Genomic DNA, 20,347 nt, shown 5'->3' on the forward strand with positions numbered 1-20,347 from the left:
CTGGGACTTCACCTGTTTGATTGAGCCGCGTCAAACTGCTTCAGTTTTCCCCGGATGCACGCGATGCTCCAGTCGACTGGATGAACCATGTCAGTGCCTTCGATGGATTCCAGAAAGTCCCAGATGGCATAAGAAACGCTTTGTTCATTCAGCAGGAACAGCATGGCGCCGTGTTTTGTATGGTTGTAAGCGAAAATCAAATTGGATTCGTCGAACGCCGTAATTTCCAGATCGGTGGAAAAACGAAATTTGGATGGATTGACGATGAGTGGAATATACTGGCCGTTTTCCGACATCTGCAGGATATTTTCCAGCATCTCACGCCGGATTTTGGGCGGGAAAGCAAAGGAAAACTGTGAGGGTATCTCGTGCAGGATTCCGGTGGAGAGAAAATCGTTCAAGCCCTGTTCTGTAAAGTAACAGATGACCTTTGCATTGTTGGCGAGGCAAGCCTCCGCCTGTTTGGCGCGTGAGGAAAAATATTGGCGAATTTCTTCAAAGCCGGGCGCCTCCGGCTGCATGATACGGAGCAGCAGCGGCTCGTTATAAAACATTGCCATACACGGCTGGTTTTGCAGGGTGTAATGAGCGGGGCACGACGCATTCTGGCTTTTTTCGCTGCACATAAATGCGGACAGGAATTCCAAAGGGGAGTTGGAACGCGCTACGGCGCTGTGGCAGCTTTGCAGCATGCGGTCAAACAGATCGTTATAAAATGTGATCGCATCCGGATCGAACAGGATCAGCGACGATTCGTCGTTATAGGAGGTAAGCATAACCGCGTCGCGCGTCAACAAAAGGTTGGGCGAAATAGTCGTGCTGTTGATGTGTGAGGAAATCGTATCATAGTAGAAATAGGGCTGATAACAGCAGCCGCAAAAAACTAACGGGATGATTGCGTTGATATAGTCCACGTTAAAGGTATCATCCTCCCGATGCCGGGGGGTGCTGTTGAGACAAAAGATATGCTCGATCTGCAATTCGGTGTGGCATCGACCGGCGAGCAGCAGGTTTTCCATGGGAACTTTGCAATCCGGCTGAACGATGATGCGGATGTGTGGCGCTTCCTGCGCCAGTTCCGCCTCCAAAAGCGCCTTTCCGGCGGTAATAATGTCGTTTTTGCCGTAGACGGCCCAGACCGCTTTGTTTTTATCCAGCTTGCTGCAGGGAATGTTTACCGCAGTTGTCTGTGGGGAGGTGCAGAGCGCCGCAACGTCCTCCAGCGTTTCTTTGATATGCTGCCGGCGATAATAGACGGATTCACCTATTTTAACAATATCGTACTTGGTCAGCAGGTCCAGCGTTTGCTCCACCGTCAGCATCAGGGCTTTGGAAAGCTGCTGTACGGTTTCCCGCTCCGCCGGAAAGCGGTTGCCCGCCAGGATTTTTTGCAGATAGCTGCGCTCAATGCCCGACGCTTTGGAGAGCATTGTAATTTTGATTCCTGATTCAGCTACATATTCTTGCAATTTTTCTGAAAAAATGGACATATCCATTCACACCTTTGTTGATTTATGCCTTATTATAGCATAATAATTACCAATTTGGAATATCGTGAAGGTAAAAATATAATAGAGGAAGAAAAATTTGCAAAGCAGCGGACAAGCCAGTATAATAAAAAAGATAATGACAAGGAGGGAACGGTATGACGGAAACTTCGCTGTTACAGGCGATTGAATCGATGATAGACCGGAAGCTGGAACCGATCCGGGAGGATCTGTCCCGCGTCAAACAGGACCTTTCCGGAACGCGGCAGGACATGCTGGTGATCCGGCGGGATATTTCAGCAAACGCACAGGGCCTGACAGGAATGAAGCAGGACCTGGCGGAGATCAAGCAGGGGCTTGCCGCAGCCAAACAGGAAATGAACGGCTTAAAGCAGGGAATTGCGGAACATAAGCAGAAGCTGGCAGGACTGGAGCAGGACTTCTCCGGCGTGAAGCAGGCGTTGACAGCGCTGCGCCAGGCGGCGGCTGACCAGAAGCAGGAGATCGGCGGCATCGGGCAGGATACGGCTGGCATCAAGCAGAGCGTCGCGGGCGTCAAGCAGGAGATTGCGGGGATCCGGCAGGAGCAGGGTACGGCAAAGCAGGCCCTGGCAAACCTGGATCAGAATCTGACGGCGGTGGTGCAGGAGATCACCGTGGTGCGGCAGGATATGGCTAAGGAACGCAAGGCGATTGAGCTGCTGGCCCAAAAGGCAGTGCAGGCGGAAGTCACGCTGGAGAACATTACCAACCCGAGGCTGCAAAACGTTTTGGAGGGGCAGAAGGCGGTGCGTGACCGCATGGAAGCCCTGAACGTACTGGACGACAAACTGGAAAAGATACAGGCTACGGTAAACGTGCTCAAGGCGATCAAAATCAACCCGCAGTATATGGGATAAAAGCAAAAATCTTTTTTGCGGTCGACATCGTTCGGACCCTTTCTTTCTTTCCGTATGGTAAAATAGCAGGGAAAAGAAGGGGAGAGCCATGCACTATGAAATCTGCTCTGCGTACTGTTCCAACGCCGAGCGAAATCAGTATCTTACATACGGGATTCAGGCGGACAGTTGCCGCATCGACGATATTTCCACCTGCCGGCAGACGGTACAGCGGCTGGAAAGCCTTTTGAACCGGAATCAGGTCCTGCCGGAGCATTTGCGGGATATCGTGGATGACTTTTTGGCGGAATAAACACGGAACGGCGGAACCGCTCATTCGCAATGACTGCGAATGAGCGGTTCCGTCTTTTTTGCGGCGGTACAAGCGGGAAAAGTGTTCATGGAAGAAAAATATTGGACATATTGTGCGTATAAATTCTGGATCAGATTAAAGCATCAGGCAAATTTGTTTATAATGTGAATGGTTTTTGCCGGTGAAGGCGCAGCCCTGCCGGTTTGCGAGACGGCGCCGATTCAGAGGACGCCGGGAGGGAATTTGAAGGAGGAAACGAACGATGCCCCCAAAAAATGTGCGTGCGGGAACCGCTCTGATTCTTTTGCTGTTTTTATGCAGCCTGTTTGGAGGCGTGCCAGCCGCCGCAGAGCAGCAGCCGGCACAGCGGCAGCCGATCCAGATTACTTATTACTATGTTTCATCCTGCGAGAGTTGCGAAGACGATGAAATCTATATGGCTTCTATGGAGCAGCAATGGGAAGATGTCATTGACAAGGACGAATATGAAATCCATATGAAGGATATCTACGACGACGGCGTGTTGGAAGAATTTACAGAACGGACCAAGAAGATGGCGACGGACGATTTTACGCCCGCGCCGCCGCTGATGGTCATTAATGATCACTATCTGTTCGGGATCGACGATATTACGGAAAAGGCGCGCGCTGTCCTGGTGGAAGAGAAGGATAAATGGATTGACAGCTCGGAGAAACGGGTGGAGACCTTCCAGGACATCCCGCCGGATCATTCGTATTTCGTCTATTTTTATATGCCTTCCTGTGAAAGCTGTGAGAAGGTGCAGGCATATTTGACCTATATGGACAAGTCCTTTGTCGTTGAGCAGGGGCAGACATCCAGGCTGCAGGTCAATTATATGAATATGGGGGACCTGGACAACGTGCCGCTGGCGCAGTGGTTCTTTGAAAAATACGAGGTGCCCGAGAGCCGCCGGAAAGCGCCGATTGTATTTTATCAAAACGGTTATTTTCAGGGCTATGAGGAGATTGTTTCCGGCATGCCGAACGCCATTATAAGCGGAGACGCCCTGCATTGGGAGAATATTGACTATCGACCCGCATCCTCCGGCAGCTTTGATTGGAAAGACTGGTTTTTCCTGATTTTTACCGGTTTTGTCAGCGGGTTCAGCCCCTGCGGGATCTCAATCCTGTTGCTGCTGTTTTCCCTGCTGCTGACCAAGCAGGCGGACGTGTTAAAGCTGGGCATCACGTTCATTCTTGCGAAGACGCTGACCTTTTTCCTGCTGGGGACCGTGTTGTACTCCGCGTTTGAGCAGATCGGCGCGGTGCTGGCTCCGGTGGGGAAAGCGTTGCAGCTACTCATCGCCGTACTGGCGCTGGTGTTTGCCGCACTGAATTTTTTCGATTATTTTATGGCGAAGCGGAACGAATACGGAAAAATTCGGTTCCAGCTGCCCAAACGGCTCCGCTCGTTCCAGCAGAACTATATGCAAAAGGCGATGAACAGCGGCGGCAAATACCTGGTGGGAACGGTATTTATTACAGGGATCGTCGTTTCCGTAGGCGAGTTTCTCTGTACCGGCCAACTGTATCTGGCGTCCATCCTGTACATGATGCAGCGCCAGACGGCATGGGACCTGCAGGTAGTGCTTCTGTTTCTGCTGTACCTGCTGGCGATGGATCTGCCCTTGCTGCTATTGACGATTCTGGCAAAGAGGGGCTCCCAGGTGCTCAAGCTTTCGGAACTGACGCGCGGGAAACTCCCGTGGATCAAACTGCTGTACGGACTGCTGTTTCTGGCGTTCGCCGTGCTGCTGTTCCTATTGTGATTTGATATGTTTAAAAGAAGACAAAAACCGGCGAAGCCTGTGAACTCCTTTGGCTTTGCCTTATATGATGAACAAAAGAACCTGTTGGGCCGATACGAGGCGGCGTCCCTGCCGCTGCGCCGGGAAGCGGTAATTGAAAAAAGCATTGAGTTCTTTCAGGATCCCAACCCGTGCCTGATCCACGAGGGCGCGGTCAGGGTCAGGATGCTGAGTGAGTTGGAAGCGTTTTTAAAGGGGCGGGAAGAGCCGGTTTCTCTGGGGAATCTGCCGGATGCTTTGCGCGCTTATTTGGAGACGGACTGTGCTTTCATACAATACTTATCTCAATGCCAGTAAATGGCTGTCGATCCAGCATATCGTTACCCGTATGGTGATTCTTTCTAAGAACACCATACGGGCTTTTTTGTTTCTGTATGTACTGTTTGCGGAAAACCTTCTAAAACTTTCCTCCTGTTGGCAAAAAAGGGTGCGATCTCCCCGGTGAATTGAGGCACAGCCTTTTGAATGGAGGAAATAATATGATTTTCGTTAAAAACTGGACGGTCGACGTTCCGGAGGAGGAAATGCTGCTCGGATATGTGGGGGAGAACAGTGTACGCACCGTCGTCTTCCAGATGGATTCCGCGGCTTACAGCGAGTGGGAATTCCGCCTGGATATGGAATTGGGAGAACAGAAAAACACCGTTCTTCTGGGCAAAGATGTGGAAGGGGAAACGCTGTGGCTGCATTTTGCCGTACGCGGGGAACTTCTGTACGCGGCGGGGCATATGAACGCCCAACTTCGCGCCTTGGCACAGGATGGGCGCATCAAGCTCAGCAGCCTGTTTGGATTTGAGGTGGGAAAGTCCATCCATTCTGCGGCGGCGGTTCCCGGCGCCCTGTAACGGCCGCCTGTATGACTGAACCGGGAAGAATTATTTGTCCAGCGATAGAAGCGCGCTATGCGCTGGACGGCGCATAGCTGATGGAACGGATTGAAGACTGGAGTGAGCTGTGAGGAAAAATTTAAACGGAAATAAGGAAGAAATCATCACAGCTCTTTCCTTGTTCTGGATTGTAATGGATAACGATTGGCTATGCATCCAAATACAGCCAGGCCAGCTTGGTAATTTTTCACAAAGCGCATTATGTGCTTTTCATTTTCTCACACCTGTTTTATAATAGAAGCAAGGAGGGGAGAAGAATGCATTACGAACTCATTGAGGAAACGATCATCGATCCGGAGCTAGGAAATCGCCGTACATATGGTATTGCAGTTGTCCCCGGAAAGATCAGCGATATATCCAGTAATCGGGAGGCCATTGAACAGCTAGTGGAATTGTTAAATATGAGGCGCATTCCTCTGGTGCACTTTAAGGAACTGGTTGAAGATTTCCTGGCAAAATGAAAGAGTCCCACAATTAAAGTCTGTACTCTGAAATCGGACGGTGGAAAAGGACCTCCTGTTGCAGTATGATGCTGCAACAGGAGGTCCTTTTTTGTTTAATAGTCTGTTTCATTGGATTTCCGCCGTGCGGACTTGCAGTCTGCACGCGGACACGATGTTTGGCACACAACTTCCGTGCAAGATATATATGGACATAGCCCAGCAGCGTTGCATTGGCAGGTTTTCTCACTTTGTTTTACATTTGACGAAATTTGTACTTTTAGTGACATATGGTGGGATCGTTGTGTTAAATAAATAATTTGGTATATATTGCCATATATTGCTTGCTTTTCGATTGAAATAAAAACACGAGTTGTGATAAAACACAAAAACACGTGACTTAATTTGCATTATTGTGGATTTTATGGGTATAAAAAAGTAATTTCATAGCAGCTTTCTTTTTCGGATACAAGGGATTGTTTAAAATGATACAATACTTGTGTGCATTATGGAAAATATTTTATCTATATTATGATGGGTATTAATATTTTCCACAAACAAGTCTGAAAGACGTATGTTTTTGATAAAAACGTAAACGGAGTCAGACTTGAGGAAGGAGGAAAGAATTGAGGAGTTTCCCAATGGGGATTTGAAGAAGAAAAGAGTATCACGAAGGAGAAAGAGATTATGAAGAAAGCGCTCAAGATGATCGTGTCCCTTGTCCTTGTGCTGCAGATGATGGTTGTGCCGTTCGGCACACTCGCAGGCGCACTGGAAGCGGTAGACGCAGTGGGAACGATCATTGACGTAACGGATTTTGGGGCGGACCCCAGCGGTAAAGGTGACAGCACCATCCCGATTCAGGAGGCTTTGGACGCCGCCAAAGAAGTGGATGGACCTGTTACACTGTCTTTCCCGAAGGGTGAATATCACGTTTACAAGGATTTTGCCAGCAAACGTGTGTACCATACCTCCAACACCGGAAGTTTGAGCTATCCGGAAAAGAGCATCGGTATCCTGATTGAAGATCAGGAAAATCTGACAATCGACGGCAACGGGTCCCTCTTTATGATGCATGGCGACATTATGGCGATCGCCGTTGTGCGCAGCAAAAATGTAACGCTGCAAAACTTTGTATTGGATTACGAAGTTCCGAACACAATGGATACCACCATCGTCGGCTCCGGCACCACAGAAGACGGCAAACCCTATATGGATATGTATATCCCTGCAAACTATCACTACAGCATTTCAGACGATGAAAAGCATATCAACTGGACCAGTGAACTGAGCCCGTATACAGGGAAGCCGTATTGGACGGAAAAAGACCGTCTTGGCCCGTACCTCGTCATTTACAAGGGCTATGACGAAACGGTCCGCAGGCATACGGCCCAAACCTCCTATAACAGTTCCAACGTGCTGGATGCAGACCCGTTTATCGACGTGCAGCATATCCGCCCGCAGGGCGACAATATTGTCCGCTTTACCTATAACAGCCGCAGGCCGGAGGCGCAGGAGCTGGGCAACGTATACCTGTTCAGCAATTCCACAACCAGAAAGACTGCGGGCGCTTTTATCTGGGAAAGCGATACCACCACAGTTAAAGACATCGACGTCCATTATCTGGCTGGTTTTGGCTGGCTGACGCAGATGAGTAAGGATACCGAGTTTAACGGCATCAACTTCCTGCCCCGGCAGGGTACCGGAAAATATACCACCAGTAATGCCGACCAAATCCATGTGGCAGGCGCCGCGGGATATTTCAATGTTATCAACTGTAATTTCTCCATGGCGCACGACGATCCGATCAACATTCACGGAAGCTATCTGCGCGTGGAGGAAGTCATCGACAGCAAAACGCTGCGCCTGGCATATATTCATGGTCAGCAGGGCGGTTTTACCGCCTACCATCCGGGCGACCAGGTCATGTTTTACAGCAGGACACATCTGGAGTCCGTCGCGCATGTGGATGAGAACGATACTTTTACCGTTGCAAGCACGGTCAATCCGGGCGAAGCGTACAATGGTTCCAATCTCTCCATGAAGGAAACGATTGTAACCTTTGAGGAAGATTTCTCCCAGGAGGTTCTGGATGCGCTGAAGGTGAAAATTCAGCGCAAAGCGGGCGATACGGAAGAGGCTCTCTATGTGGCGGAAAACGTAACCTATGCGCCGACCGTACATATCAAAGGCAATGTGATGCGCTCCATCCCGACCAGAGGCATCCTGTGCACCACCCGCAATCCGGTCATCGTGGAGGATAACATCTTTGAGAATCTGGCTATGGCCGGCATGTATCTCTCCAACGACGCGGACTACTGGTATGAATCCGGCCCGATCCGCGACATGACCATCCGCAACAACAAATTCTATGTGCGTACCACCGGACAGAAGGAATGGGATGCGGCAGGCCCGATTTATGTGGACCCGGTTATCATCCGCAGTTATATCGTCTCGAGCGGCGTTGAGCCGACCCCGAAGGGCGACCCGGTACACCGCAATATCAACGTCGTGGATAATGAGATCCATATGGGCGACTATCAGATCATCGTGGCGGAAGGCGTTATGGGGATGCGCTTCGAGGGGAATACCGTTGTGCGTGACAACCCGAACGTGAACATCCAGCTGATGGCAAATAAGACGGACCTCGGCATCGGCGAGGCTTCTATCGTTACGCCCGCGGTGACGGAACAGACCTTGCCCAAGGACGCTTTTGTCTTTAAAAACTGCAGCGACGTCGTCATTGACAACAATACCTATGACGACGGCTTCAAGATGAATGTCAAGGTTACAAAGAACAACGCCGTTGTACCGCCCAGCCAGCTGGGAGGCATGGTGAGCGTAGGCAGCGACCCGCTCCAAATCAACGGTACGGATGTGAATATTGCTTCCTCCAAGGATAAGATTCAATATGCATCCACCAATCCGGCGGTTGTCCAGGTGAACGGGGCAGGCAATGTGCGCGCTCTGTCCAAGGGTGAAGCCGACGTTTATGCGTTCTATGAATTGAACAGCACGATTGTGAAGTCCGAGCCGGTACACTATACAGTGACAGGCGACGGCGAGTTGTGGGACTCCCTTGCTATTAAGGAAGCGGACGACCAGCTGATTACAGAAGAGGGCGGGACCCTTACATTTACCAGCGACCCCGCAGGCGCGGACTGGAGCGTTGTGGACGCGCGTACAGGCGCGGCGACAACCGCAGCGGCGATCGATGAAAACGGTGTGCTCACCGGACTGGAAGACGGCGTTGTGAAGGTTATCGCCAGCAAGAATGGCGTATCCGACAGCCGCACGGTAGTGATCAGCACACCCATCAGCTACGGAGCAGAGCCGAACGCCGTGAAGACCAAAATGGCAGCCCGTGCAATGATGACGAGCGGAGAAAAGCCGCTGGCGGCGGGATTCAGCATCAAACCGGGCACAGAAGTCCCCGCGAATATCAGCAGCACCAAAGATACGGAAATGACGCTGACTTCTGATGAAGACGGCCAGATCAGCGGCCCGGGAAAAGGTGTAACGCAGAATATGGTGCTGTATGAAATCCCGGCAGATATCGCCAAAAATAATTTCCGCGCACAGGTAACCATCGACGGTCTCCCGCAGATCCCTTACGGCGGTGCGGCGATGATGCTGTACACCGATGACGACAACTATGTCAGCATCGGTCAAAAGGGCCATCTGGGCGTTGTATCGGTAAATGAAAAGGGCGGCGAACTTGTAGAAAAATCCGGCGCGGTTTCCGCAAAAGTGGAAAAGGGTACCTTTGAAATTGAGAAAAACGGCAGCATGGTATTCCTTCGTTATAATGATAATGGAACCTGGCGTGTTGTTTTTGGATATTCCATTGGAGAAGTCGGCTTGGATGATTCTAACCTGAAGATCGCATTCTATGTGAACCAGCAGAGCGGCGGAGCCGTAAAAGCGACTTTCTCCAACTTCCGTATCGCAGACGCTTCCGTCAGCTCGGATGCGTTAAGTGAACAGGAGCCGGTAAAATTCTTTGGCGCAGCGGCTGGTCCGGCGTTTGCAGATGGATTCAGCGTGAAAGAAGGCACAGAAGTCCCGGCAAACCTCAGCCAGGTCAGCGATACGGCGGTGAAGCTGGTTGCCGACCAGAACGGAACCATCCGTGAAGCGGGCGAGGGCGCAACGCAGAACCTGATGCTGTACGAGATTCCGAAGGAGATCGCCGCAAATGATTTCCGCGTACAGGTCACAATTGATGGTCTGCCGCTGCGGGACGACAGCAGTGCTTCCATGCTGGTTTATACCGATGACGACAACTATGCCGGTGTCGGTCAGAAGGGAACCCTTGGCGTAGCCGCATTCGCTGAAAATGGAGGTTCCTATTCAGAGCGTGGAGACACCACCGGTTCTAAACTGATGAAGGGTCAATTCGAAATTGAAAAGACCAGTTCCACTATTTACGTTAAATTCTGGGATGGAAACCGTTGGAAGATCGTAACCGGTTTCTCGCCTTCTTCTTCCGGTTTGGATGATTCCAACCTGAAGATCGCGTTCTATGTCAGCAAAATGGGCGAGGATGCTGTTGAGGCAACCTTCTCCGACTTCCGCATTGCTACCGCATCCGCGGTAAACTCTGATGATCTGTCCGCGCAGGAGCCGGTCAAGATCTTTGGAAAAGCCGTTTCTGGGCCGCGTCTGGCGGACGGATTCAGCTTTGCAGCAGGCACAGAAGTCCCGGCAAACTGGAGTAGCAAAAAGGCAACAGAGATAAACCTGATTTCCAATGTAAACGGCCAGATCAGCGGTAAGGATCAGGGAACCCCGCAGAATCTGGTGCTGTACGATATTCCGGCGGATATTGATAGGGATAATCTGCGCTTACAGGTGACCATCGACGGATTGCCGCAGACGCCTTATGGCGGCGCAGCTGTTATGCTCTACACGGATACTGACAACTATGTCAGCATCGGTCAGAAGGGGCATATGGGCGTTGTATCGGTCAACGAAAAAGCTGGCGAGTATGTGGAGAAATCTGGCACTGTTTCTGCAAAAGTGGAAAAAGGTACTTTTGAAATTGAAAAAAATGGCAACATGGTTTTCCTGAGGTACAATGAGAATGGAACATGGCGTACTGTTTTTGGATATTCCATTGGAGAGACCGGTTTGGACAATTCCAACCTGAAAGTTGCGTTCTATGTCAATCAGCAGGGATCGGATGCGGTCAATGCGACGTTCTCCGATTTCCGTATCGCGAACGCTTCTGTCAATTCCGATAATCTGTCCCAGCAGGAGCCGGTGGCGATCACCACAACCGAGGGTGGCGACGAACCCGGACCCGATGTGCCGGACCCGAAGCCTTCTGTTTTGGAAGAAGGCGTCAATATTTGGCAGAACAGCAACCAGTGGTTTGCGACGGGCAAGCGCGATGAACTCGGTGTGCATGCCGAGGTTGGAGATTTGTATTACAACCAGGCTACAGCGAAGAACACCGTGACAGTCGATGTTCCGGCTGAATGGGCGGATGACCTGCGTGTACAGGGCACGATCGCTTTGGATAATCTGAACAACTTGGCCAACTATGCAAATGCAAGTATGGCGCTCTTTGTCGATGGAGACAATTACATTTCCGTTGGACAGAAGGCTCACATGGCAGGCATTGCGGTCGCCAATGAAAAGGGAGCCGAGACGGCGGAACCCAGCTACCCGGCCATTTCCAAGTCCCGTGTAATGACCTATGAGATGGAGAAACGCGGCAATAATTTCTACCTGCGCTGCAAGCCCGAGGGCGGCGAGTGGCAGGACGTCAATATGAGCAATATGCCTCTGGTCAATGATTCTCTGGGCAACAGCTTCAAGCTGGCGTTCCTCACCTGGAATAAGGGCGCGGCATATCCGCTGACCTGCACCTATTCCGGCGTGAAGATGGCAAAAGCTTCCGAATCCACCACAGAGAGCCTGGAGCAGCAGACCTCCAAATCTCTGGTGAAAGCTTATCCGAATGCGGCTCCGACGGTTTCCGACATCCGCACGGATAAAGAGTCCTATGTGGTCGGCAACTATGTCGGCATTATTGGCTATACCTATGCCGATGCGGAAAACCACGCGCAGGGCGCGCCGCTCTACAAATGGCAATATGTCAAGAACGGCAAGACTGTGACAGAGTATACAAAGGTTCCGGAGATCAAGGCGGAAAACGCGGGAGATCTCACCTGCTATGTCTATGTATTTGATTCCTATGGGAAACCCTGCCAGGCGCCGGCTAAGAAGACGGTCACCGTGCAGGCGGTGGACAGCTACGCTTTGAAGGCGATGCTGATCAACGGCAATACACCGGTCGGCTTTAAGTCGGATAAGTTTGACTACACCTATGCAATCCCGGATACGATGGAGTTCTTCACCGTCGGTTATGAAGAAATGAACCCGGTCAAGGGCGCCACGGAGCTGCAGGATCTGGACGGCAACGTCATTACAGACAAGGTTCTGCGCATTGCCGATTATAAGGGCGTAAAGGTGGTCCGCAAGGAAGGAAACGCCGTACAGATGACCTACACGGTTACCTTCCGCCCGGTTGCCAGCAACAATACGAAGTCCGTCATCTCTGTGGATGGAAACGCGCTCACAGAGGAGATCAAGGCGGGCACGCACAGCTACTTCACGGCACTGACCAACGAGCAGAACGTGGTGGAATTCGCCGTGGATGTTCCGGACGATGCGACGGACGTCAAAGTATACCGCTCCTTCTATCGCGACGAGATCGCCAATGAAGCGGCGGAAGGCAATGATTTCTCCGCAACAGTGGATATGTACAGCGGCCTCAACATCTTCAACATCGATGTAACGGCTGCGGACGGCCTCACCGTTACCCGTTACCGCGCACAGGTATTCCGTGCCGGATACAACGACGCTTCTGCAACAGACATCCAGTTCAATGGTGTTACGGTGCAGGGCTTCGATCCGGAAGTCACCGAATACAAACTTCCGATCACTTCTGAGGAAATGCGCGATTTGACGGTTGACGTTGTGCCGGTGGCAGGAAAAGACACCACCACAAGCGTAACCATCAATAACAGCCGTACCGAGGGAACCAAAGCGGAAGGCAAGCTGGATCAGGATACGAATACGGTTGTGGTTGCTGTGAAGGCGGAAAACATGTTTACCGCCAAATATTACAGCTTTACCCTGTACACCCCGGACGAGACCAACGCTTCTCTGGATAGACTGGCATTGCCGGGTGAAACCGTCAACGAATTGTTCGATGAGAACCGTACGGAATACACTATGAACGCGTCCGGCAGACCGATCAAGCTGCAGGCAAGAACCTGGGAAGAGGGCGCAACCATTGAGGTTACCGCCGAAAACGGCCAGTCCTACACGGCAACTAGCAGCATGGAGCAGGAAATTCTTGTCTACAAGGGCGACAATCTGATCACTGTTAAGGTGACCGCGCCGGATGGCAAGACAGAAAAAACGTATACCATTGACGCCAATGTCTGGGATGAAGTCAATCTCTCCGAGCTCGACTGGACCTCCGGTAGCTATGCAGGAGAAGGCGGAAATATCCGTAAGGATCTTTCCAACGATGGCAATCCGATGACGATGAATATTGACGGCAAGGAAACCGTCCTTACAAACGGATTCGGTACCATGACCAATGCATATGTGTATTACAATATCGAGAACAGAGGCTTTACCAAGATGGTCGGCTATGTCGGCGTCGATAAGGAAAGCGCTCCGGGCACCAGAGCAGGCTTCGAGATTTATTACAACGTTAACACCTCTACACCGGCGGGATTGGGCGTTGGCATCCGTTCCCATGAGGGCGATGCGGGAAGATTTGAAATTAATATTCCTGAGGGCACCAACACATTGGGTTTGTGGGCTTATGGCTCCAGTTCTACCAATGTGCATGTGGACTGGGCGGATGTCAAGTTTATCAATCCGTATGCCGTTGAGAATCCCAATCCGGGACCGGCAAAGACCTATGAAGTAACCGTCAACTACGGCAAAAAGGTCAACCTGCTTGTCGATGGCGAGAAGCAGCCCCCGGTCAGCTTCTTTAAAGACCGGTTTGAGCAGGGCACGGAAATTACCCTCAGCTTTGCTCCGTACGCAGAGGGCAGAGAGATCGGCGGCGTCAAGCTGAACGGCGAAACCATGGCGTTTACCGATTCCTCCTCCTACGAGTACACCTACACAGTGGGTAAAAAGGATGCGGCGCTCGATTTCGACTTTGAAATCATCAATAAAGCGACGCTGCGCACTATGATCGATTACGCTGAGGAATGCGAAGCAGACGGTCAGGTCGACGCGAGTGTCCCCGCCGTGCAGAATGCATTCCGCAAGGCTTTGACAGAGGCAAAGAAGGCAGAGGAAGCCCTGGAGATCACCCAGAAGGAGATCGATCAGTCCTGGAAGGACCTGCTGAAGGTCATCCAGATGCTGGAATTCAAGCCCGGCGACAAAGACGCTTTGCTGAAGCTGATCGATCAGATCGAAGCGTTTGATCTGGAAAGTTACACTTCTGCCAGCGTGGCGAAGCTCAACGAGATGCTGGAAGCCGCAAAGGCTGTCTATGAAGACGAAAACAGCATGCAGGATGAAATCGACGAGGCGAGAGAGAATCTCTACAAGGCCTTTATCGGCCTGGAAGATCTGCCGAATACATCTGAGCTTGAAAAGATCATTGCAAAAGCGGAATCCCTGGATCTGAACGACTATATCGACGCGGGTCAGGACGTATTCACAGAAAAGCTTGAGGAAGCCAAAACCGTTCTCGAGAACTCTGAGGATCAGAAGGAAATCAACGCGGCGGCGAACGCCCTTGCGAAGGCGATGGCGGATCTCCGTCTGAAGGCAGACAAGAGCAAGCTGGAAGAGCTGACCAAGGAGGCCAACGAGCTAAACCTGAACGGTTATACCGCTTCCTCCGTTAAAAACTTCAAGGCTGTCCGCGACCAGATGAACGCGCTGATGGCGAAACCGAACAGCGAAGTTTCTCAGGATGAGGTCGACGCGCTGATCGAGAAGTACTATGCGGCGAAGGAGAACCTGACCACTTCCGGCGGTTCCTCCGCGAAACCGTCCAGTCCTTCCAGACCTTCCACGCCGTCCAATAACAATGCGTACGGCGCATCCGGAACGGCCGTGGCTGGGGCAGCGCAGAATGTGCTCACAGCTTCCGTCCGTTCCGATACCACCGTGGACTTCACCCTGAAGAGAGGCAGTGCATACTGCTTCAAGATGACGGTTCTGAACGGCGACAATCTGACCCCGAGCTTTACCGTTGGCAATGGCGATGTGCTCAAGACCCAGTTTGTGGCAAGAATCGGCAACGATTACTACTACAGGGTTTGGGCAGTTGGCGCGCCGGGAACCAGCACGGGCGTGTATACCACCCTGCCCGGCGCTGAATCCGTGAAGCACTGCACGGTAAAAATCGGATAATCTGGTTTACAAAATTCTCTTTTCACAACAGATAGAAGCAGCTCCCGGTTCATTTGAGCCGGGGGCTGCTTTGTGTCCAAAGTAAATATGGATAAATGTTGCCGAAATATGTAAAAATTACCCATTTGTATGGCCCTTCTTGTTTGTGGTTAAAAAATATGTTAGCATGAAGCAATAAAATATCATGTTTGTGTTCCTCGATTTTATTCATGTCGTGTAATTAAGACGCGCGGATAAATAAAAATCAGAAAGAGGTGAAAAAGAGCCGGCGAAGAGGAGCGCTTCAGAAAGCATTTGGGAGGAGAAGAAAATGAACAGACACAGCAAATGGGTGGCGCTGGCGCTTTCCGTTTCCATGCTGTTTACAAGCATGGGAAGCCTGCCCGCACAGGCGGTGCAGGAATATACACCGGCTGGCCATACCGTGGAGGCGGAGGCCCCCGGAAGAACCGTTTTAAACTTCAACAGCGATTGGGGCTTCTATCAGGGGGACCTGGAGGGCGCGCAGGCGGTGGACTTTAACGATGAGGAATTTGCCGCAGTGACGGTGCCGCACACCATGCGCCTGGAGAAAAAGAACGCGGGAGACGCTGGCAGCGTGTACCGCGGAGTCGGTTGGTATCGCCGTTATTTTACACTGGACGAACAGTACAAGGGCAAAAAGATCAATATTGATTTTGACGGTGTAATGATCGACAGCGACGTGTATCTGAACGGGGAAAAGGTCTATACCCGCAACGGCGGTTACATCGGTTTTTCCGTGGACATTACCGATAAAGTCAAATGGGACGGGCAGACGAACGTCCTTGCGGTCCGCGTTTCCAATCTGGACAATCCGGATACGCCTCCGGGAAAACCGCTGGCCAATCTGGACTTCCATTATTACGGCGGCATTTACCGCGATGTACGGATGCGCATTACAGATAACCTGTATATCTCTGACGCGCTGCAGGCGGATGAAGAGGCCAGCGGCGGCGTGTTTGTAACATATACGGACGTTTCCGATGCGGCGGCAACCGTGAACGTCAAGACCCATGTGGTCAACGAAGAGGAATCTGCGGTGGAAGCGACGGTCGTCAGCACGCTGGTGGACGCGGACGGCGAAACCGTGGCGGAAATTTCCTCCGTGGAAACGGTTTCGGCGGGAGGGGCGATCCAGTTCAGCCAGAAGATGGACGTGCAGAACCCGATCCTCTGGCATCCGGACCATCCTTACCTGTATGACCTGGTCAGCGAGGTGCAGGTGGGCGGCGAGACGGTGGATACGGTCACGACGCGGATCGGTATCCGTACCATCGATTTCCGCGCGGACGGCTTTTACATAAACGGGGAAAAGCTGTATCTGCGCGGCGCAAACCGCCACCAGTCGTATGCCAATGTCGGCGACGCGGCTTCCGTTTCCATGCAGAAGCGCGACGCGATCCAGATGAAGGAAAACGGCTTTAACTCGGTACGCGCCACGCACTATCCGCAGTCCCCGGCCTTCCTCGATGCGTGCGATGAATTGGGTATCCTGGTCATCGAATGCCAGCCGGGTTGGCAGAACTTTACCAATACACAGACGTTCTACGACCGTACGCTCCGCGACACGCGCGAGATGATCCGGCGCGACCGCAACCGTCCAAGCGTCATCCTGTGGGAGACTTCCCTCAACGAGACGGGTTATTCCCGCCAGTGGGCGCAGGAAGCGACGGCAACCGCGCACCGCGAATATCCGGGCGACCAGATGTTTACCGCCGCGGACTATGGTTACCACGGCGACCTGTACGACGTGTGCTATAAGGTTGTGGACCGCAATAACGGCGTGGAGACCGATTACAACCCGGACAAACCGTTCCTGACCCGTGAATGGGGCGATTGGGGCGGTATGGGACAGGCGAGCCGTAAGAACGGAGAGGCGGCCCTGCTCAACAATGTCGTTGTGCGTGAAAAGCAGCTGGAGGGCGCCGGCTATCCCGACTGGGGAGGTCTGGACGCCAACGAGCGCATCGGCGGCTATTTCCTCTGGAGCTGGAACGACTATGCCCGTGGCAGTGTGGCGTCCACACTGGCGAACGGTACGGTGGATATCGACCGCTATGAGAAATACAATTTCTATTGGCTCAAATCGATGCAGTCTGCCCGCAATCCCGTATATGGGCCTATGGTCTTTATTGCAAGCACCCATTCCGAAAGTTCCGCGCGTGAAATTACCCTCTACAGCAACTGCGACAGCGTGCGGCTGTACCAGAATGACGAGCTGATCGGTGAGCAGACACGAGACGAAGCTTTCGCCATGAACAGTTCGGTCGGCGCGGATTCCAACATCAAGAAGAAGGGCGGCAGCCCCATTTTCAAACTCACATTGCCCTCTTTTGTGGTGGGCGAACTCCGCGCGGAAGGCGTTCTGGACGGAAAAGTCGTCGCGGAGCACCTTGTCCGTACGCCGGGAACACCGGCCCGTATTGAGATCGAGGTGCGCGACCGGGAGATGCAGCCGGTCGCGGACGGTTCTGATCTGGTGCCGGTTTACTTCAAGGTTGTGGATGAGAGTGGAACGGTCATACCGGACTACAGCCAGAAAATCCGCATCTCTGTGACAGGAGAGGGCGAGCTGGTCGGCGAGAACATCCCGCGCATCGGCGTGGAGGAGCAAAAACTGGAGGCCGGCGTCGGCCATGCCTTTATCCGTACCAGCCGGACGGCGGGCGGCGTGCATATTGAAGCCTCCGGTATGACGGACGAGCTGGTCGGATCCATCAATTTTGAGACAGCACCGTACACGGACGTATTCGTTCCGGACGGCGATCATGTCGCATGGACCAACGGTATGGACGCGTTTGAACAGGCGTATGAAACCTATGACGATCTTGCGTACGGCAAGCCCACGACGGCTTCCTCCACGCAGGAAGACCAGGGCAACTGGCCGAAGAATGCGGTGGACGACGACGAGGGCACCAAATGGTGCGCAAGCGGCGGCGGTTACCCGCAATGGCTGCAGATCGACCTGGAGAAAATTCAGGCGATCAGCGGCTTCCAGATCAACTGGGAGAGCAAGGCCAACACCTATGCATACCGCATCCAGACCTCCTTCGACGGAAACAGCTGGAACACCGTGGTGGACAGTGCGGACAGGCAGCTTCCGGACAATCGTTTGGACACACAAATGGCGGACACAGTAGGACGCTACGTCCGGGTAATGGTTGATTCCGGTTCCGCCGGATGGGCCTGCCTGTACGACTTTAAGGTGTTTGCTTCCAGCAAGCCGCTGGCAGAGCTGCTCCCGGCAATCGGCGATGAAGCGGTGCTTGACCTGACCGCATCGGACGTTTCACCGGAGGGAAGAGGCGTGGACACCCTGCGCGACGGGGAGACGCTGATCGGTACCGGCTGGCTTGCCGCATCGAACACGACGCCGCAGTCCGTTACGCTTTCCTTTAAAGAGCCGCAGACCATTGCGGCCAACCAGATTTACTGGGAGAAGGACAGCAGCCAATACACCTATTCTTTGGAGCTTTCCGAGGACGGAGAGGTTTGGCAGCCCGTCCTGACGGATATCACTGTGGGGGGACAATCCTTCCAGCCGGTCCTGTTTGAGCGGGCATACAGCGGTATCCGCTATGCGCGCGTAACCATTACCAATATATCCGCGGGCGGCACGCCGGTGGTCGGTATGGCGGAATGGATCGTCTATGGCATGGGGAAAGAAGAGGAAGTCAAACCCGTAAAGGGTTTTGATTACCTGAGCGACCTGGCGTGGACTTCCGCAAAGGCCGGATACGGCAGCGTTGTCAAGGACCGCGCCTGCAACGGTTCCTCCATCTCTCTGCGTGTCGATGGGAAAGTCCGTGAGTTTGCCAAGGGCCTTTCCGGCGACCATCTGGAATCCGGAACCGAACTTGTCTATGACATTGCGGGAAAGGGCTACAATAAGCTGGAATCCTATGCAGGCATTGACAGCAATGCCGGTAAAAATGAAGCCCGCACAATCTTCAAGGTCTTTGTGGATGGGGAAGCTGTCTATGAAAGTCCGGTCCTGACCCGGGATGGAGACAGCGCCTTTATAGAGGTTGCACTTCCGGAATCGGCAAAGGAATTGAAACTGCGTGCGGAATGGGACGGCGTAACGCAGAACGGCCAATACAATGCGCATGCCTGCTGGGGAGACGCCAAGCTGACGCGCATGGTAAAGGATATTGTTTCCGTAAAAGAGCTGCCAGTTTTGGAAGTCGCGGTGGGAACTCCCTACTATCGTTTGGCGCTTCCGGAAACAGTTACCGCTGTACTGGAAGATGGCAATTCGGTCGCTTTGGCAGTGAAATGGGCAAAGGGCAACTATGATAGTACAAAAGAGGGAACCTATACGTTAAGCGGTGCGCTGGTTTGTCCGGACGGCATAATCAACGCGTCCGGTTTGACAGCTTCAATTGAGGTAAAAGTCACACCGAAGAGTGCGGAGCCGGAAGAGCACACCCTCAGCGTCACCTTCCCGTCGAAGCACGCCCAGCTTTCCATAGAGGGCGAGGACCTCAAGCTTGCCAATCTGATTGGCAGGTACGAAGCAACGGTTATGGCGGACGACGCTGTAACGTTGACCTTCACCCCCACGGCGGAGGGCAGAGAGTTTGCGGGCGTGACCGTGAACGGGGAACCGGCGGCCCTGAAAGATACGGAATCCTACACCTATACCGGCAAGATGCCGAACACGGATACCGCGCTGGACTTTGCGTTCACCGTTGTGAATAAGCAGGTGCTGCGCACCGTAATCGAGATTGCGGAAGGCCTCAAGGATGGCGACGAATACAACGCGGCGGTGCCGTCCGTACAGAAGCTGTTCGACGCGGCGCTTGATAAGGCGGTTGCAGTCGAGGCACAGGCGGACGCATCGCAACAGGACATCGACAACGCATGGGCAAAGCTGCTCAACGTCATCCAGCATTTGAGCTTTGCAAAGGGCGACAAGACCGTCCTGAAGGAAGCGCTGGACACTGCGGCTGCTTTGGAGCAGGATGACTACACAGCCGGAAGCTGGGCGGCGTATGAGCTGGTTCTGGCGGCGGCGCAGGAGGTCTATGACGACGCGGACGCGATGGACAAGGAGATCAGGGAAGCGGCGGCGGA

Annotated in this window: 9 protein-coding genes; 8 read left to right on the forward strand and 1 reads right to left on the reverse strand. The window is 52.7% G+C overall.

Annotated features, from left to right (window positions below; all coding sequences use genetic code 11):
- Window positions 1–8 precede the first annotated feature (8 nt).
- Window positions 9–1,430 carry a hypothetical protein gene (locus I4V53_RS13195; RefSeq protein WP_195986158.1) on the reverse strand — a complete coding sequence of 474 codons (1,422 nt, stop codon included), beginning with the start codon at window positions 1,428–1,430 and terminating at the stop codon, window positions 9–11.
- 215 nt (window positions 1,431–1,645) lie between these two features.
- Here I4V53_RS13195 and I4V53_RS13200 point away from each other — a divergent pair, with 215 nt between their 5' ends.
- The 8 genes from I4V53_RS13200 to I4V53_RS13235 form a co-directional block, all read left to right on the forward strand.
- Window positions 1,646–2,386, forward strand: coding sequence for a coiled-coil domain-containing protein (locus tag I4V53_RS13200; protein WP_195986159.1), 741 nt, complete (start codon window positions 1,646–1,648; stop codon window positions 2,384–2,386).
- A gap of 88 nt (window positions 2,387–2,474) precedes the next feature.
- Window positions 2,475–2,678, forward strand: a complete 204-nt coding sequence (locus I4V53_RS13205) for a DUF6514 family protein (RefSeq protein ID WP_195986160.1) — start codon at window positions 2,475–2,477, stop codon at window positions 2,676–2,678.
- Window positions 2,679–2,940: 262 nt separating this feature from the next.
- Window positions 2,941–4,467 carry a cytochrome c biogenesis CcdA family protein gene (locus I4V53_RS13210; protein WP_195986161.1) on the forward strand — a complete coding sequence of 509 codons (1,527 nt, stop codon included), beginning with the start codon at window positions 2,941–2,943 and terminating at the stop codon, window positions 4,465–4,467.
- Window positions 4,468–4,473: 6 nt separating this feature from the next.
- Entirely contained in the window at window positions 4,474–4,803 is a 330-nt protein-coding gene (locus tag I4V53_RS13215; RefSeq protein WP_195986162.1) for a hypothetical protein, read from the forward strand.
- A gap of 182 nt (window positions 4,804–4,985) precedes the next feature.
- Entirely contained in the window at window positions 4,986–5,351 is a 366-nt protein-coding gene (locus tag I4V53_RS13220; RefSeq protein WP_195986163.1) for a hypothetical protein, read from the forward strand.
- A 299-nt stretch (window positions 5,352–5,650) separates the two neighbouring features.
- Window positions 5,651–5,854 carry a DUF6514 family protein gene (locus tag I4V53_RS13225; RefSeq protein WP_195986164.1) on the forward strand — a complete coding sequence of 68 codons (204 nt, stop codon included), beginning with the start codon at window positions 5,651–5,653 and terminating at the stop codon, window positions 5,852–5,854.
- 666 nt (window positions 5,855–6,520) lie between these two features.
- Entirely contained in the window at window positions 6,521–15,247 is an 8,727-nt protein-coding gene (locus tag I4V53_RS13230; protein ID WP_195986165.1) for a cadherin-like beta sandwich domain-containing protein, read from the forward strand.
- A gap of 310 nt (window positions 15,248–15,557) precedes the next feature.
- Window positions 15,558–20,347, forward strand: a 4,790-nt coding sequence (locus I4V53_RS13235) for a discoidin domain-containing protein (protein ID WP_195986166.1), incomplete at its 3' end; no start/stop codon positions are given.

Origin of the sequence: Clostridium sp. D33t1_170424_F3, assembly GCF_015667585.1 — a bacterium.
In the GTDB taxonomy this organism is placed as follows: domain Bacteria; phylum Bacillota; class Clostridia; order Oscillospirales; family Acutalibacteraceae; genus Anaeromassilibacillus.

What these genes read in the sequence shown, in the direction of transcription:
- I4V53_RS13215 (WP_195986162.1), top strand. Translation starts at nt 4,474, where the DNA reads ATGTTTAAAAGAAGACAAAAACCGGCGAAGCCTGTGAACTCCTTTGGC.
- I4V53_RS13230 (WP_195986165.1), top strand. Translation starts at nt 6,521, where the DNA reads ATGAAGAAAGCGCTCAAGATGATCGTGTCCCTTGTCCTTGTGCTGCAG.
- I4V53_RS13205 (WP_195986160.1), top strand. Translation starts at nt 2,475, where the DNA reads ATGCACTATGAAATCTGCTCTGCGTACTGTTCCAACGCCGAGCGAAAT.
- I4V53_RS13225 (WP_195986164.1), top strand. Translation starts at nt 5,651, where the DNA reads ATGCATTACGAACTCATTGAGGAAACGATCATCGATCCGGAGCTAGGA.
- I4V53_RS13220 (WP_195986163.1), top strand. Translation starts at nt 4,986, where the DNA reads ATGATTTTCGTTAAAAACTGGACGGTCGACGTTCCGGAGGAGGAAATG.
- I4V53_RS13210 (WP_195986161.1), top strand. Translation starts at nt 2,941, where the DNA reads ATGCCCCCAAAAAATGTGCGTGCGGGAACCGCTCTGATTCTTTTGCTG.
- I4V53_RS13200 (WP_195986159.1), top strand. Translation starts at nt 1,646, where the DNA reads ATGACGGAAACTTCGCTGTTACAGGCGATTGAATCGATGATAGACCGG.
- I4V53_RS13195 (WP_195986158.1), bottom strand. Translation starts at nt 1,430, where the DNA reads ATGCTCTCCAAAGCGTCGGGCATTGAGCGCAGCTATCTGCAAAAAATC.